The organism is Enterococcus cecorum DSM 20682 = ATCC 43198, assembly GCF_000407565.1.
In the GTDB taxonomy this organism is placed as follows: Bacteria; Bacillota; Bacilli; order Lactobacillales; family Enterococcaceae; genus Enterococcus_E; species Enterococcus_E cecorum.
The window spans coordinates 626,678-642,449 of record NZ_ASWI01000003.1 but is presented as its reverse complement, the minus strand read 5'-3'; the positions used below and the strand labels follow the sequence as shown (position 1 = coordinate 642,449).

The 15,772-nt window shown below is 37.8% G+C and carries 16 protein-coding genes, 1 other RNA gene and 1 riboswitch; of the genes, 7 read left to right on the top strand and 10 right to left on the bottom strand.

The features are described 5' to 3' along the window. Positions 1–37 precede the first annotated feature (37 nt). From I567_RS03945 to I567_RS03930, 4 genes are read right to left on the bottom strand one after another with little or no spacing between them, the layout of a single operon-like run. Positions 38–538 carry a hypothetical protein gene (locus tag I567_RS03945; protein WP_016250953.1) on the bottom strand — a complete coding sequence of 167 codons (501 nt, stop codon included), beginning with the start codon at positions 536–538 and terminating at the stop codon, positions 38–40. A 9-nt stretch (positions 539–547) separates the two neighbouring features. Beyond that, positions 548–1,309 carry a 16S rRNA (uracil(1498)-N(3))-methyltransferase gene (locus I567_RS03940; protein ID WP_016250952.1) on the bottom strand — a complete coding sequence of 254 codons (762 nt, stop codon included), beginning with the start codon at positions 1,307–1,309 and terminating at the stop codon, positions 548–550. Beyond that, positions 1,309–2,259 carry a 50S ribosomal protein L11 methyltransferase gene (gene prmA, locus I567_RS03935; protein ID WP_016250951.1) on the bottom strand — a complete coding sequence of 317 codons (951 nt, stop codon included), beginning with the start codon at positions 2,257–2,259 and terminating at the stop codon, positions 1,309–1,311. Before prmA ends, I567_RS03940 begins: the two co-directional genes overlap by 1 nt. A 12-nt stretch (positions 2,260–2,271) precedes the next feature. After that, positions 2,272–2,727, bottom strand: a complete 456-nt coding sequence (locus I567_RS03930) for a DUF3013 family protein (protein WP_016250950.1) — start codon at positions 2,725–2,727, stop codon at positions 2,272–2,274. Positions 2,728–2,899: 172 nt separating this feature from the next. Here I567_RS03930 and I567_RS03925 point away from each other — a divergent pair, with 172 nt between their 5' ends. The 4 genes from I567_RS03925 (at position 2,900) to I567_RS03915 (ending at position 5,403) form a co-directional block, all read left to right on the top strand. Further along, positions 2,900–4,174 carry a replication-associated recombination protein A gene (locus I567_RS03925; RefSeq protein WP_016250949.1) on the top strand — a complete coding sequence of 425 codons (1,275 nt, stop codon included), beginning with the start codon at positions 2,900–2,902 and terminating at the stop codon, positions 4,172–4,174. A gap of 100 nt (positions 4,175–4,274) precedes the next feature. Further along, positions 4,275–4,466, top strand: a non-coding RNA gene (gene ssrS, locus I567_RS12360) — 6S RNA. 111 nt (positions 4,467–4,577) lie between these two features. Next, positions 4,578–4,856 carry a hypothetical protein gene (locus I567_RS03920; protein WP_016250948.1) on the top strand — a complete coding sequence of 93 codons (279 nt, stop codon included), beginning with the start codon at positions 4,578–4,580 and terminating at the stop codon, positions 4,854–4,856. Positions 4,857–4,926: 70 nt separating this feature from the next. Continuing rightward, positions 4,927–5,403 carry a universal stress protein gene (locus tag I567_RS03915; protein WP_016250947.1) on the top strand — a complete coding sequence of 159 codons (477 nt, stop codon included), beginning with the start codon at positions 4,927–4,929 and terminating at the stop codon, positions 5,401–5,403. A gap of 79 nt (positions 5,404–5,482) precedes the next feature. On the opposite strand, the gene brnQ is transcribed toward I567_RS03915, so the two are convergent. Next, positions 5,483–6,829: a branched-chain amino acid transport system II carrier protein gene (gene brnQ / locus I567_RS03910; RefSeq protein WP_016250946.1), complete on the bottom strand. Its 1,347-nt coding sequence runs from the start codon at positions 6,827–6,829 to the stop codon at positions 5,483–5,485. A gap of 104 nt (positions 6,830–6,933) precedes the next feature. Then, positions 6,934–8,313: an RsmB/NOP family class I SAM-dependent RNA methyltransferase gene (locus I567_RS03905; protein WP_016250945.1), complete on the bottom strand. Its 1,380-nt coding sequence runs from the start codon at positions 8,311–8,313 to the stop codon at positions 6,934–6,936. Positions 8,314–8,523: 210 nt separating this feature from the next. Here I567_RS03905 and def point away from each other — a divergent pair, with 210 nt between their 5' ends. After that, positions 8,524–9,087: a peptide deformylase gene (gene def, locus I567_RS03900; RefSeq protein WP_016250944.1), complete on the top strand. Its 564-nt coding sequence runs from the start codon at positions 8,524–8,526 to the stop codon at positions 9,085–9,087. A gap of 51 nt (positions 9,088–9,138) precedes the next feature. Here the strand turns inward: def and I567_RS03895 are convergent, their stop codons facing one another. The 4 genes from I567_RS03895 to I567_RS03875 form a co-directional block, all read right to left on the bottom strand. Next, positions 9,139–9,663, bottom strand: a complete 525-nt coding sequence (locus I567_RS03895) for a transcription repressor NadR (protein ID WP_016250943.1) — start codon at positions 9,661–9,663, stop codon at positions 9,139–9,141. Beyond that, a complete protein-coding gene (locus tag I567_RS03890; protein ID WP_016250942.1) occupies positions 9,656–10,507 on the bottom strand; it encodes a chorismate mutase in 852 nt (283 codons plus the stop codon). The genes I567_RS03895 and I567_RS03890 overlap by 8 nt, the downstream gene beginning before the upstream one ends. Positions 10,508–10,599: 92 nt before the next feature. Continuing rightward, positions 10,600–12,020, bottom strand: a protein-coding gene (locus tag I567_RS12355) for an IS3 family transposase (protein ID WP_111736135.1) whose coding sequence is annotated in 2 segments (ribosomal slippage) — positions 10,600–11,453 and positions 11,453–12,020 — 1,422 coding nt in all. Because the reading frame shifts where the segments join, the coding sequence is not laid out codon by codon here. A 21-nt stretch (positions 12,021–12,041) separates the two neighbouring features. Beyond that, positions 12,042–12,764, bottom strand: coding sequence for an NAD-dependent protein deacylase (locus tag I567_RS03875; RefSeq protein ID WP_016250941.1), 723 nt, complete (start codon positions 12,762–12,764; stop codon positions 12,042–12,044). A gap of 195 nt (positions 12,765–12,959) precedes the next feature. Beyond that, a riboswitch (Lysine riboswitch) is annotated at positions 12,960–13,129 on the top strand. Positions 13,130–13,282: 153 nt separating this feature from the next. Between I567_RS03875 and I567_RS03870 the strand changes: the two genes are divergently transcribed. Then, entirely contained in the window at positions 13,283–14,854 is a 1,572-nt protein-coding gene (locus tag I567_RS03870; RefSeq protein ID WP_016250940.1) for an ABC transporter permease subunit, read from the top strand. Positions 14,855–14,868: 14 nt separating this feature from the next. Then, positions 14,869–15,609, top strand: a complete 741-nt coding sequence (locus I567_RS03865; protein WP_016250939.1) for an amino acid ABC transporter ATP-binding protein — start codon at positions 14,869–14,871, stop codon at positions 15,607–15,609. Positions 15,610–15,772: the final 163 nt, after the last annotated feature.

The following is a 15,772-nucleotide window of genomic DNA, read 5'->3' as shown; positions in this document are numbered from 1 at the left end:
ATCTGACACTAAAAAAGCATCAAATACTCAGCGAAAATTATAATAAAAATTCAATAAACTCATCCACAGCTATCTGCAAAGAATTCTTAAATGAAAAGCCACAGTAATGAGCCAAACTAGCCAACAAATCAAACATATCCGTTAACAAAGCTTGATCTAATGGTTCATGCGTTGTCTTACTACGAATGATTTGACTTGAAAGATGATAAATCGCTTCATCCGCCCGATTAAATAACTCAAACATATCATTAATGAAGAAGTAGGTTTCCTTCACTTGATACTCACTTAGAGAAGGCAAGCCTAAAGTATGATTAATCTGAATTAATTCCACCGCCATATCACCAAATGCCGAGGCCATCATCAATTCCTCAGGGTCAAATGCATCTGCTTGCTCCACTTCCTTTTGCACAATTTGGTTTAAATAAAATAAATTTAACGAACCATAGATATAACGGATTTGTGCTACATTCATATTCGGAACAGAGACAAATTCATTTTCTGTCAGTGCTACTTCTAACTTTGTAATTGCTTGTTGCATCTTATTCACTCACTTTTCTTGGTTTATCAATTCAAAAAAGAAACTACTGCTTGCTAAAAGATATAAAGGTGCGGTCTCCGTGCGTAATATTCTTGGCCCTAATCCACAGCATTTGCCACCTAATTGCTTGAATTGCTCGATTTCTGTCGGCGTAATGCCCCCTTCTGGCCCAAAAATCGCTAAAAGTTTCTCATTAGGGGCAAGCTGTTGAAAGACTTTCACCAATTGACTATCTTCGCCTTGTTTGGCCGATTCTTCATAAGCAATAACAATGTGATCATATTCAGCTGCGCGTTTTAATAAATCTGTAAAGTGTTCCAACAAATCAATTTTAGGTACGACTTGACGATGCGATTGTTCCGCAGCTTCTTGGGCAATTTTTTCGAGACGTTCTTGTTTTTTAGCTAGTTTTTTATCATTCCACTTCACAACCGAACTAGCTGCTGGAAAGCCAATCAATTCTGCCATACCTAGTTCTGTCGCTTTTTGGACGATCCACTCTAGCTTATCACCTTTTGGATAGCCACTAGCAATAGTAATATGAACTGGTAATTCTTTTGCTTGTTCTTCTTTAGCCACTTCCACCAGAGTCAAAGTATCTGGGGTTATTTCGCTAATTTGTGCCATAATGACTTGTTGGTCGTTAAAAGCTAGATAGACTTGACTGCCCACTTTCATCCGCATCACGTGCACCATATGATGATACATTTCCTTGGTTGCCTGATAGCTTTCTTGTACTTGATAAGGGGTATCAACAAAATATCTTTGCATTAGTCTTCACCCAAGTCTTTTTTCAAAATTATCGCATACCAGTCTTTTTGGTTCAATTGTTGTTCCACGACAAAGCCTGCTTTTTCACATGCAGCTAAGACCATTTCGCGTTTGGCTTCGATGATTCCAGAGATAATCAAATGCCCAGTATCTTTTAACAAACGATGCGCATCCGCTAACATTAAGACGATAATATCTGCTAAAATATTGGCCACGATGACATCCGCTTGGGTGTCGATTCCTTTTAGCAAATCATTGGCACTTACCTTGACATCACTGGCAATCGGGTTTAAGTCCATATTTTCTTTAGCTGCTCTAACCGCTACTTCATCTAAGTCAAAGGCATGGACCTCTTTTGCCCCTAAATATTTACTTGCAATACTTAACACACCTGAGCCTGTCCCCACATCAAGTACCGTTTCGTCTCCGTGTAGCGTCACTTCTAAAGCTTGTAACGTTAAGCGAGTCGTCGGATGTGTCCCTGTACCAAAGGCCATTCCTGGATCTAAAGTGATAATCTTTTCTTCTGGATGGGTTGCTTGATAGTCTTGCCAACTTGGGACAATCGTTAAAAAGCGACTAATTTGCACAGGATGATAATATTTTTTCCACGCCGTCGCCCAATTTTCCTCAGAGACTTCAGAAATTTCGACTTCGTTTTTACCAATGGCTAAACCAAATTCAGCTAATTGCGCAATTCTGGCTTGAATCGTTGGCATAATTTCAGGTAAGAAGGTTGTTTCAGGAAAATATGCTGTAACAATCGCTCCTTCTGTAATCATTTCATAGTTTTCTTTGTCTAATAATTCGCCATAAGCATCGGTTTTATAATTTTCGATATCTAAACTATCTTCAATCATCACACCACTGGCACCGGCTTCCATTAATATATTAGACACCGCTTCGATGGCTTCACTTTCTGTTGTGACTTTTACTTCATTCCACTTCATCTTTTCACCTTCTTAAAATTTAGGATAAGGAATCCAACGAGCAGATCCTTCATTTTCAATGATTTCTTGTAGTCTTGCTTCATCAAAAGTTAATTCAAACACTTCAGCTTCTTCATCTTCTAAAAAGTCAAAAATATCAGACATCCCTTGGTCTAATACTTCATTTAAATACGTGATAAGACCCGCTAAAGTCGTACTTTCAATCCCTTTTTTACGCTCAAAAGGCATTGTATATAAGTAATCATTTGCATCAAATTGAGATTTTTCAGTGTAAAGTAAAATCCCATCTTCAAATTCTATCGCTTCGACTTCCTCTTCACCAGCTAACTCTTCATTACTTGCTAAATAGAGACGAAAAATGATTTCAATCGTATGGTTTTTAGTATTCCAATCTAGTGCGACATCATAATCGGTCACTTTTTGATCAATTTGTTGGTCTAAAAAAGTTAAAATATCTTCTTTGGCCACTGATTTCCCTCTTTTCTGAATAATTTCCATCACTTTCATCATACACAATTCTTTTACTAAATCATAGCTAAAACCATTAATTAGGGTAAAAAAATGTTTCAACTAGCTTATTTTGCGCGGATAATGCTATACTAGGAGAGCGAAGAATGTTTGAAAAGAGAGGATGTATCATATGAAACCATTAGCTTATCGCATGCGCCCCACTCAATTATCCGAAGTCGTTGGGCAAAAGCATCTCGTGGGACCAGGACAAATTATTGACCGAATGATTACAGCTAAAATGCTATCCTCTATGATTTTATATGGACCCCCAGGCACAGGAAAGACAAGTATTGCCTCAGCCATCGCCGGAACGACCAAATATGCCTTTCGTATGCTAAATGCCGCGACTGACAGCAAAAAAGATTTACAAATCGTTGCAGAAGAAGCCAAAATGAGTGGTACGGTGATTTTACTTTTGGACGAAATTCACCGTTTAGATAAAACCAAACAAGACTTCCTATTGCCTCATCTAGAAAATGGCCGCATTATTATGATTGGCGCAACAACCGAAAATCCTTATATTTCCATCAACCCTGCCATTCGCAGTCGTTGTCAAATTTTTGAGTTAAAACCATTGACTCAAGAAGATATTTTAGCCGCGATTGACCGAGCATTGGCAGATACTGAAAAAGGATTGGGCGAATATCCCGTTCATCTAGCTGAAAATGCCCGACTTCATCTATCACGGGTAACCAATGGCGATTTACGAAGTGCCTTAAATGGATTAGAATTAGCCGTCAAATCCACTCCCGTCGATGAAGCTACCGGAAAGATTGAAATTACCTTAGAGATTATTGAGTCTTGCCTACAAAAGAAAGCATTGACCCATGATAAAGACGGAGATGCCCATTATGATGTGATTTCCGCCTTGCAAAAATCTATCCGAGGGAGCGATGTGGATGCGGCCCTACACTATTTGGCGCGGTTAATTGAAGCAGGAGATTTACCTATTATTTGTCGGCGGTTAATGGTCATTGGCTATGAAGATGTAGGCCTGGCAAATCCGCAAGCCGCTGCCCGTACTGTTTCTGCTATCCAAGCTGCTGAAAAACTAGGATTTCCTGAAGCACGGATTCCATTAGCCAATGCTGTGATTGATTTGTGTCTATCTCCTAAATCCAATTCAGCCATTAGCGCCATTGATGCAGCCTTAGCCGATGTCAGAAGTGGAAAAGCAGGCGATGTGCCAGATCATTTGCGCGACAGTCACTATCAAGGGGCAAAAAAATTAAATCGTGGGATAGACTATAAGTATCCTCATGACTATCCGAATCAATGGGTGAACCAACAGTACTTGCCAAACAATCTGGTGCATCGTCATTACTATCAACCAAAAACAAGTGGCAAATATGAAAAAGCCTTAGCCATGAGATATCAACAAATCCAAGAATGGAAGCAACATTAATAAGTTATCTAATAACGAGTATAGTCCCTTTTAGAAAACGTTCTCAATTTTTAGGTGTTTCACTTGCACTCTTTGAAAAACTATGCTAGTATTAGTTATGGGAAATCTGTGATGTGCGAATTCTCCCTTTAGTGTGTTGACCGAACATTGTTATTGATTTATTGGGATCTAATTGAATCTATGCGGGTAACATGCCTTTTCATTTGGTAGTTCAAAGGATAGATAGAAGAGCCCACCTGCTAGTTTGCGGGATCAATACCTCGGGATAAAAAACGGCATCTACGGATAGTACCCATGATAACCAATATAGGTTGAGCCTGGCTTTATGGTCAGGCTTTTTTTCTTGCCAAAATTGAGTATAATAAAGCTGTGAAAAATATCAAAATCGAAAGGAAAATAATTCATGTTAATCCAAATCTTATTATTTATCATGGCCTCGCTATTATTAGTGATTGGTTATTTCTTAATTTTCAAAACAACGATTGCCTTACAATTTTTAAAACCTAAAGAAGATTTAGCTTCTGTATTAAGTGATTATGGTAAATTTTTTGTAATCGGTGGTATTCTAGGGATTGTCTGCACTTTTATGAATGATCGCTTCTTTAGTGTTTGTTTTATTATTGCTGTTTTTATATTAAGTGGGGTTTTCTCTTCTTTTTTAGCAAAAAACTTAAAAATATAATAGAAATATTGTGACAAATCTCTTTTTTTGTTTTAGAATGTAGATAGATATAACAGAGAGGATGATTCTTATGTTGCAAGAATATAAAAAAATTATGGTCGCTGTAGATGGTTCCAAAGAGGCAGAATTGGCATTTCAAAAGGCGGTGAATGTTGCACGACGGAATGATTCTGAATTGTTATTAGTCCATGTCATTGATACGCGTGCTTTCCAAACAATCTCTTCTTTAGACGGTATGATGATGGAACAAGCAAGTGAAATGGCTAAACAAACCTTGGCTGATTATCAAAAGGCTGCTAGTGAAGCAGGGGTAAATCAAGTCAAAACAATTATCGAATACGGTTCTCCTAAATCAGTGATTGCTAAAGAATTACCTGAGAGCGAAAAAGTAGATTTAATCATGCTAGGCGCTACTGGTTTAAATGCAGTTGAACGTTTATTTATCGGTTCTGTATCTGAATATGTTATCCGTCATGCAATTTGTGATGTCTTAATTGTACGTACCGACTTGGATAATAAAGTGCCAGAAGACGAAGAAGAAAAATAATATAATAAATGAATGAAAAAAGCGGAGGTCACTTTGATGGTGATCTCCGCTTTTTTTTGTTCAAACGTTTATATTGCTGTTAATTATTGATTGTTTGTTTTGCTTGCTGATAAACAGGGGTTTTACGTTGACGCCACTTGCTATAAAGAAATCCAAGCAAGCCCCCAATCACTGCCGGCATAACCCAACTAAAGCCAAGATTACTCAATGGCAAAGCAAGCCAACTTAAGAACTCAAAATGAGGATTTATCGCTTTACAGGCATCATTTAAGCCGATAATTGAAGTGAATAACACAGCCCCCACATACATTCCTTGACTACAGTGGATGACTTTACTTAAAAATCCTAACAAGATTAATACAATCATAATCGGGTAAATGAAATTTAAGACTGGAATCGACACTTTAATGAGTTGATCTAAGCCGATATTTGCGACAACAGCACTAAATAAAGTAAACGCCGTCAGAAATTGCTTATAACTTACTTGTGGGAATAAACGGTTGAAATACCACGAACAAGCAGTTAATACACCTGATGCTGTAGGCAGACAAGCCAATAATACTACCACTCCAAATAAAATGTTTCCAAAATTACCAAAATAATGATGACTAATCGCTGATAAAATGACCGCGCCATTAACATGTTGGCTCATCCCACTTGTTGCCCCAATCATCGCAATACCTGAGTAAATGATTCCTAGACAAGTTGCTGATACTAAGCCAGCTTTTAAGATAATCATTCGCGTTTGCTTGGCACTCTTGATTCCCATCGCTTTGGTCGCATTCATGATTAATGTCGCAAAAATGACCGAAACAATCGTATCCATCGTCAAATAACCTTGTTTAAGTCCTGTGGCAAAAGGCAAAGTCGCATAATTGCCACTTGGCTTAGCTTCTTTAGCAATGGGATGCAAAAAGCTAGTGACAATGAATAATCCTAATATCACTAATAAAAACGGGGTGATTAATTTACCAAAACGATCCACAAAATGATTCGGATAAAGCGCTAAATAATAAACAATCCCAAAAAAGAGAATGCTAAACAAGAATAAAAACAAGGCTTTTGGGCCACTAGGTAAAAACGGCACGACCGCTATCTCAAAGGAAACTAAGCCTGTTCGTGGTGCAGCAAACAAGGGACCAATCGCCAAATATGTCACGCAAGTTAATAATAAGGCAAAAATTGGATGTACCTTGATGGCGATATCTTCAGGTTGACCTTTTTTACTGACAAAAGCAAGCGATAATAAGCCAATCGTCGGTAAGCCAATGCCCGTAATTAAAAATCCGCCCATTGCAGAAAAGACTGATTCGCCGGCTTTAGCTCCTAATTCTGCTGGAAAAATTAGATTTCCCGCCCCGAAGAAAAGCGAAAAAATCATCAATCCAATAAAAAATATTTCTTTAAAACTTAATTTTTTCTCCAATATCTTTCTCCTTTAAATTTGCTTGATTGTTTTTATTTTTCAAACAATTCAATCAATTTTAGTTTAAAAGTAAACCCTCCGCTGATTTTGGAGAGTTGCTTCATTTATGGTTGAAAACGTAAACCCTTAGGATAGAAATTCTTAACGACTCCTTGGACTTGTTTGCCTAAACCTACAGGGATTTGATCAACGACTAGCACGACCCAGCCTTGGTTGCCGTCTTTCAAAATCGTTTCGCCTCGCACATAACGTTGCCAATCTTCCAAAGTAATCTGACAACTAGGGTAAGGCGCAACATCCGCAATTGCCATCGTACAAGCAAATGTTGGCTCAAAACGATTTTTCTTAAATACCCCTAATTGCAAGCCTGGTTTAAGCACTTTTAATTTTTCTAAACTTATCATCTCTTGCGGTAAAAGCCACAAATTATCCTTAAAAGGGACTAGTTTTCCAGCAAAAGGAAGTGGCCAGCGCTTGGTAAAGTCTTGCATCACTTTTTGCTGTTCTTTATTCAAACCATCATTTGACGCATTTTTCCCTTTTTTGGCTTTCTTTGTCTTTTGTTTCGGTACACCATTAGAAATAACGGCTTCTGTTAATCGTAATTTCGCCACAAAATGTCCTTCACCCTCATTTAAATGCGGCCAAATTCGCACCGTATCTTCTAAATGCGGCACACTTCCCCACTCACTACGGCCAGGAGATGTCCCCTCGATGGATAATGGCACAATTTCAAACGGATAATTTTCTACCAAGAAGCTCACCATTTCTTCATTTTCTTCTGGCGCAAAGGTACAAGTCGAATAAACGAGTATGCCGTCTTTCTTTAACATCCGTACCGCTGCGTCCAAGATTTCTTTTTGACGTGTAGCACACATTTCTGGGGTATCTGCTTGCCACTGTTGGATAGCTTCTTCATCTTTACGAAACATGCCTTCACCTGAACAAGGCGCATCAACCACAATCGTATCAAAAAATTGTGGGAAAAAGTCAACCAATTCGGTCGGAGCGTGATTGGTGACTACTGTATTTTGGGCACCCCAACGTTCTAAGTTTTCAGCTAAAATCTTTGCCCGCTTTGGATAGATTTCATTCGCCACTAATAAACCTTGGTTGGCTAGACTTGCAGCGAGCTGTGTCGATTTGCCACCAGGGGCCGCACATAAATCTAATACACACTCACCAGGTTGGACATCTGCGACACTGGCAACAATCATCGCACTAATTTCTTGAGAATAGACATAACCTGCTTGGTGCAAGATAGATTTTCCACTGATTTCGCCTACGTAGCCATCCTTAGCAAAAGGGGCTTGTGGTAAGGTACGACCATCAAACTTGGCCAACATTTCCTTAGCATGGGGCTTTAATGGATTGAGTCGAAATCCTTTTTGCACTTCTTCTTGAGTTAAAGCTGTCAAAAACGCCTCAGCTTCATCACCAAGTAAGTGCTGATATTTATCGATAAAAGCTTGAGGTAAATTCACTTTTATTCTCCTTCGTTATAAACTTTAATAATTATAACAATAGCTAAATTCATCGGTCAACCATTCATTGCATATTTTTTCGAAAAAATAAAATATTTAGATAATTTTGAAAAGTTTAGAAAATTAAAGAAACATTTGTGCGATTGGTAAAAAAAATCAAGCTATGATAGAATACTTATTAGAAAAAAATTGAGGAAGTGAAGCATTTAGATGTTAACAATGAAAGATATTATTCGTGAAGGTAACCCTACTTTGCGTGCTGTCTGTGATGAAGTGCCTGTCCCTTTAACAGCAGAAGATATCCAATTAGGTAAAGATATGTTAGAGTTTTTACATAATAGCCAAGATCCTGAAATGGCTGAAAAATATGAATTACGTGGTGGTGTTGGTTTGGCTGCCCCCCAATTAGACATTAAAAAGCGAATCATCGCGCTTTTAGTGCCTAGTAATAATCCAGAAAAACCAGAACCAATTTTAGAAACCGTCATGTATAATCCTAAAATCGTGAGTCACTCTGTCCAAGATGCATGTCTAGCAGATGGCGAAGGTTGTCTATCCGTTGACCGCGAAGTGCCTGGATATGTCGTTCGTCATGCACGCGTTACTGTGACTTATACCGATATGAATGGTGAGACACAAAAGATTCGTTTAAAAAATTATCCAGCCATCGTCGTGCAACATGAAATCGACCATTTAAACGGCGTCATGTTCTATGATCATATTAATACTAAAAACCCATTTAGCTTAGATAAAGACGTATTAGTTTTAGAGTAAATCAAAAGAGGCGTTCAAACCATATCAGAGTTGAACGTCTCTTTTTTACCGTTATTCATTTTCTTCCAGTAAGATGCCTGCTTGTGATAAGGCTTGTTTAATCTTGACTAAGGTTTCTTCGTCTGAATACTGAATGGTGTGTAAATGGATGCCATCTGTTAAGCTAGAAAGCAAAGTTGCATGTGCTTGTTCTACCTTATTTAAGAAAGCCGTTATCTCAGCATCATTTTTAATATCCACCGTACCTTTGATTTCCCCATATAGTTCATGTTCAATAATCACATCAGCTACGGTCCCGCCATTTTCGACAATCAGGCGCAGTTCTTCTTCTACTTGATCTGGACCATGTTTGACTGCTAATTTCGTTTCTAGCATCCCAGCAGATTTATTGGCTAAGCGATAACCTCTAGAATTAGAAATAATCTCAATACCACTTGCTCGTAACAAAGCAATATCCCCCACTACGATTTGGCGACTGACACCAAACTTTTCAGCTAGTTGAGTCGCATTGACATTTTTAGTGGCTTGAGATAGCTCCTCTAAAATCATTTCTCTTCTTTTTTGACCTTCAATCATTGTCTTTTACCTCCATGCGTTGCATTTGATAATTTCTTGAATGCTTCATTAAATCATCAAAGCTATCACGAATGGCTGCTTGATATTCTTCTTTGTAAACTAACTTAGAAACTTTTTCTAATAAAGCCTTTTCCCTATTCTCATCTAAAACTGGTAATTTTTGTTTTGCTTTATAATCCGCAATTGCCGAAACGACATCCATCCGTTCTTCCAACAATTTTACGATTTGACGGTCAATTTGGTCAATTGTTTTGCGTAAAGACTCAAGGTTTTCAGCACTCTCTTCCACTTTCTTAGGAATTTCTTTAAGTATTTTGGCAGGATTTCCGGCAATCACTACATTATCCGGGAAACTCTTAGTCACCACGCTACCTGAACCGACAACGACATTATCCCCTAGCGTCACTCCTGGTAAAATCACAGAATTGCCACCGATCCACACATTATCACCAATTATAATCGGCGCACCATTTTCATAACCGCTATTTCGTTCAACAGGGTCAATTGGATGATAAGCTGTATATAATTGGACATTTGGCGCTAACATACAATTATCGCCAATCGTTATCGGACAAATATCTAACAACACCGCATTAAAATTGGCATAAAAATTCTCACCCACAGAAATATTATAGCCATAATCAAAATGTACATTAGGTTCCATATATAGATTTTGTGCAGTTTTGCCAAAGGTTTGTTTCAATAATTCGCTGCGTTTTTTTCCATCTGATTCTTGATTAATGGCGCGCATCATTTTTCTTGCGTGTTTGCGATCTGCAACTAACTCGGCATCTCCTGAAAAATAGGACTCGCCAGCAATCATTTTCTCTTTTTCTGTTCTCACAACATCACCTTTTTCTTATAATTTTTCAAATACTGAGGTGACCCCCAAAAGTTAGACTTTTTTACGAGACGACTCCGGTCGTCTCGTTTTCATTATGCAGCTAAAAGATGGAGCCTATATTGAACAGGACTCATCCATCCTAACTTTTCTTTTATTCGTTGTTCATTATAATACTTTATAAATCGTTCTATTTCCATTTTTAATTCCTCATAGCTATAGTAATTAACGCCATAGTATATCTCTTGCTTAAGCAGACCGAAGAAATTCTCCATTACGGAATTATCTAGACAGTTGCCCTTTCGAGACATGCTTTGAAATATTCGTTCTTCTTTTAGCCTGTGAGAGTATGCCTTCATCTGGTATGCCCAACCCTGGTCAGAATGGAATGTTCGTCTATAAGGGCAGTCTGAAGTGATTTCAATGGCTTTATCCAAGGCATTCATTACATTCTTTGCTGAAGGTTTCTTATCGATACCGTAACTTAGTATTTCTCCATTACACATATCCATAAATGGATCTAAATACAGCTTATGCATTGTCATATGTCCTTTGACATCAACTTCATAATACTTAAATTCAGTCGTATCCGTTGTGATTTTTTGATGGGGTATGTGCGTATTAAAGCGTCTGCGAATTCTGTTGGGTGCAATGGTACCAGTCCTGCCCCTATAGGAACTATATTTCCTACTTTTGCGTGTGTAGGATGTCACCTGCAAGCCAAGTTTTTGAACTATTCGCTGAACCTTCTTTTTGTTGATGAGATATCCCTGATTATGAAGCTCTCCATGTATTCTACGATATCCGTAATCCTTATTATTCTTACGGATTTCTTGGATTTTTTCTTCAAGTTCTTTGTCAGGATTTTCTCTATCAAATCGTTTTTGCCAATACATATATGTTGCTTTAGGCATGCCTGTATAAGAGAGAAGGTCTTTTAGTTTGAATTCTCGTCGGAGACTGTTGATGACGAGTGCCGTTCTCTCATTTTTTCCTCGTCCTCTAAACGCAGCCTCCTCAGTTCTTTTAAAAAGGCATTCTCAATTCTCAATTTAAGAAGTTCCTCTTCTAGCTCTTTTACATGTTCTGCACTTGTATCAACAGAAGATTCTTCAACTGGTTTGTTTTGTGTATTGCCATTAGTTGTATTCAATGTTTTCTTTCGTCCCTTCTTGCGTGGTCTTAGGGCATCAGGACCAGCTGCACGAAAGCGACTCACCCAATTTGCGATCATACTTGGATTAGTAATTCCTTCTTGCAGAGCTAAATCTTGATATGAGATTTCACTTGATAAATATAACTCTACTATAGAAAGCTTCTTTTCAAAAGAATAAAAATCTTTTTTTCTAGAACGTTTTAATCCTTCATCGCCAAATGCATTGTAATTATCCACCCATAGTTTAACTTTATTATCAGATGGAATGCCGAACTTATTTGCAAGATAAGTATAACCACCTTCGCCATTAAGATAAGCATTTACAACTTGCTTTTTAAACTCAAAAGAATATTTGGACATAAAAATACCGACCTCCAATTGTTAGATTTTATGGTCTAACTTTTTGGGGTCGGTACATACTTCTACTGCATCCTTTTGTAACATAAATGCTTGAATTGGTAAATAGATATCCGTTTGATTTATCACCAAAACTTTTGCATCGGCACGTTTATAATGGATTAAATCGCAAAATGGGTGTACCTGGAAAGTCGTTCCCACAATCACGATTAAATCCGCATTTCTCACCGCATTGACCGCACTATCCAACACCTCTTGGGTAAAACCTTCTTCATATAGCACAATTCCTGGACGAATTTGCCCCCCACAATCTTGATGCACATCTGATTGCATATAATCTTGATAATCGACCTTTTGATGACATTTTCGACAATAGCAGTCATAAATATTACCATGAAAATTCACACAATGTTGACTACCGGCTTTTTCATGTAGCCCATCAATATTTTGAGAAACCACCCAGCAATCTTTCTCCTTTTCCATCGCGGCAATTTTTTCATGAATGACATTAGGTTTCGCATCAGGATGATATAATTTTTGGACGAATGCATAAAACTTTTCTGGTTCTCGTAGCATACACGTATGACTCAACAAATATTCTGGTTGATCTAATCCATGATACACACCTTTTAACGAGCGATAATCCGGAATCCCTGAAGCCGTCGACACCCCCGCTCCTGTTAGAAAAGTAATGTGTTTGGCTTGTTGCATCATCTTCACTGCATCTTCTATCGTAATTGCTACCATCTTATTCCCTACTTTCTCTTCTTTTTCCTTATTATATCATTGATTATCCATCATGACAGAAATTTCAGAAAATAGTTCGTAAAAATTATTATCTATTATGAAAACGTTTATATGAAAATTCACTTTACATTTCTATTGACAAAACACAACTTTTCAACTACCCTATAAAAGAATTAATTGAATAGTTTCCTTCACTTAAAAAGTAGAGGTCGCAGGATTTATTAAGCTTATGGAGTCAAGCAAGACGTGGAAGTAAGTCTAGGAAATACTGCCGAAACCATTCTTTATTGCTTGAAAGAATGTGTTGGGGTGCAAGTGAATAATTTGCACACTGTCTTAGTTTTCTAAGATGAGCTATGTTTAGTGAAAAGGATTGTAGTCATTTCAGCAGTCGTTTTCTAAGCATAGAAAGGGCTGCTTTTTTGTTTAGCTAAAGAGGTAGTAAATATGCCTTTCATTATGCAAGTACTACTTAATATGTGAAATTATTCAAAAAAAGAAGAAAAGAGGAATTTCAAATGAAAAAACGTGCAGGCTTATTCTTTTTACTGACACTGATTACCTTATTTATCACTAGTTTACCAGTATTTGCCGATGATAAAACTCCTGCCAATGAATTTAGAGTCGGAATGGAGGCTGGATATGCACCATTTAACTGGACACAAACCAACGATAAACATGATGCGGTCGAAATTGCTGGTCAAAAAAATGCCTATGCTGGCGGTTATGATGTCGAAATTGCCAAACGTATTGCAGATGGCTTAGGTAAAAAATTAGTCATTGTCCCTACTTCTTGGGATGGTCTAATTCCTGCCTTACAATCTGGCAAATTAGATGCGATTATTGCAGGGATGAGTCCAACTGCCGAACGTGCCAAACAAATTGATTTTACTGATCCTTACTATGAATCACACTTAGTTATGGTAACACAAAAAAATGGAAAATATGCCAATGCTAAGTCGATTGAAGATTTCAAAGGGGCAAAAATTACTGCCCAATTGAATACTTTCCATTACACAGTTATCGATCAGATCCCTGATGTCCAAAAACAACAAGCTTCAAAAGATTTTTCAAGTATGCGTGTGGCCTTGTCTTCAGGAATTATTGACGGTTATGTGAGCGAAAGACCAGAAGGCGTCACTGCAAGCCATGTCAATAAAGATTTCAAAATGATTGAGTTCGCCGATGATAAAGGCTTCAAAACCAATCCAGAAGATGTACAAGTCGCTGTCGGGATGCGTAAAGGAGATAGCGATGTACAAAAAGTCAACCAAATTTTAGCGACTATTTCTGCTAAAGAGCGCACAAAATTAATGGATGCTGCGATTGAAAACCAACCATCTTCAACTGATGAAAATGAAGACACTGGTTTAATCGCTAATTTCAAACAAATCTTAAGTCAATACGGTACCTTATTCCTTAAAGGGGCGGGCATGACTTTATTAATCGCGATTTTCTCAACCTTTGTAGGAACGATTATTGGTTTATTAATCGGGGTATTTAGAACGCTACCTACTTCAGAAAACCCTGTCGCGCGTTTCTTCCAAAAAGTTTTAAATGCGATTATTACTATTTATGTTGAAGTTTTCCGCGGCACGCCAATGATGGTACAAGCGATGGTTATCTTCTATGGTTTGGCCCTAGCTTTTCATATTGATTTAAACCGTGTCGTTGCCGGTCTATTGATTGTTTCGATTAACACGGGTGCTTATATGACTGAAATCGTGCGTGGGGGTATCTTCGCTGTAGATAAAGGTCAGTTCGAAGCCGCACAAGCTATCGGTATGAACCACCGTCAAACCATGATAAAAGTCGTTTTACCACAAGTATTGCGTAATATCTTACCAGCCATTGGGAATGAAACAGTCATCAACATTAAAGATACTGCGGTGCTAAGTGTTATCAGTGTGCCAGATTTATTCTTTGCAGGTTCTACAAGTGCCGGAACTAACTACATGTTCTTCCAAACGTTCACCATCGTCGCTGTGATTTACCTAGTGATGACCTTAACTTCAACAAGCCTATTACGCTTATTGGAAAAGAAAATTGATGGACCTAGCGCTTATGTACCAATGGACGAAGAAAAATAAGGGAGGATTTAGACATGTCTGCAATTATTCAAATTAACCACTTGAAAAAAAGTTTTGGAAATAATGAAGTCTTAAAAGATGTTAGTTTAGCAGTGAAAAAAGGTGAAATTGTCACGATTATCGGTTCTTCTGGTTCAGGTAAATCCACCCTTTTACGCTGTATCAACTTACTAGAAAAACCAACTGATGGCGAAATTCTTTATAAAGGTGAAAATATCTTAAGTCCAAAATACGATTTACCAAAATATCGTACTCATTTAGGGATGGTTTTTCAATCCTTTAATCTATTCAATAATATGAACGTATTGGAAAATTGTATTGCTGGACAAGTCACGGTATTAAAGAGAAATCGTGAAGAAGCGAAGAAAATTGCCCTTGAAAACCTTGAAAAAGTCGGTATGTCCCGCTTTTTAAATGCAAAACCAGCCCAATTATCAGGGGGGCAAAAACAACGGGTGGCGATTGCGCGTGCGGTCTCTATGAATCCAGATGTGATGCTCTTTGATGAACCAACCTCCGCACTTGACCCTGAGATGGTCGGCGAAGTTTTAAAAACTATGAAAGACTTAACAAAAACTGGTTTAACCATGATTATCGTTACCCACGAAATGGCCTTTGCGAAAGAAGTTTCAGACCGTGTCATCTTCATGGATAAAGGAGTTATCGCTGAAGAAGGTACCCCAGAGGAAATCTTCAATACACCAAAAGAAGAACGTACCAAAGCCTTCTTACATCGTGTACTTAACGATAAATAGTCGGATGTAAAGTAAGACTAGTCGCATTTGGCTAGTCTTTTTTCATTAATTTAATAAATAACTCAGAATATTTAGTTAAGACGTTGTATCATCGTTTGACAAATGAGAATAAAAAATAGTAATACAAATGATATCAACGCATTTTATTAACATTTGATGAAAA

Excerpts from the sequence above, each read along its gene's own strand:
- I567_RS03895 (WP_016250943.1), bottom strand. The coding sequence starts at position 9,663 with ATGATTGAAGGTCAAAAAAGAAGAGAAATGATTTTAGAGGAGCTATCT.
- I567_RS03915 (WP_016250947.1), top strand. The coding sequence starts at position 4,927 with ATGTTGCAAGAATATAAAAAAATTATGGTCGCTGTAGATGGTTCCAAA.
- def (WP_016250944.1), top strand. The coding sequence starts at position 8,524 with ATGTTAACAATGAAAGATATTATTCGTGAAGGTAACCCTACTTTGCGT.
- I567_RS03940 (WP_016250952.1), bottom strand. The coding sequence starts at position 1,309 with ATGCAAAGATATTTTGTTGATACCCCTTATCAAGTACAAGAAAGCTAT.
- I567_RS03870 (WP_016250940.1), top strand. The coding sequence starts at position 13,283 with ATGAAAAAACGTGCAGGCTTATTCTTTTTACTGACACTGATTACCTTA.
- I567_RS03945 (WP_016250953.1), bottom strand. The coding sequence starts at position 538 with ATGCAACAAGCAATTACAAAGTTAGAAGTAGCACTGACAGAAAATGAA.
- I567_RS03920 (WP_016250948.1), top strand. The coding sequence starts at position 4,578 with ATGTTAATCCAAATCTTATTATTTATCATGGCCTCGCTATTATTAGTG.
- I567_RS03875 (WP_016250941.1), bottom strand. The coding sequence starts at position 12,764 with ATGGTAGCAATTACGATAGAAGATGCAGTGAAGATGATGCAACAAGCC.
- I567_RS03865 (WP_016250939.1), top strand. The coding sequence starts at position 14,869 with ATGTCTGCAATTATTCAAATTAACCACTTGAAAAAAAGTTTTGGAAAT.
- prmA (WP_016250951.1), bottom strand. The coding sequence starts at position 2,259 with ATGAAGTGGAATGAAGTAAAAGTCACAACAGAAAGTGAAGCCATCGAA.
- I567_RS03925 (WP_016250949.1), top strand. The coding sequence starts at position 2,900 with ATGAAACCATTAGCTTATCGCATGCGCCCCACTCAATTATCCGAAGTC.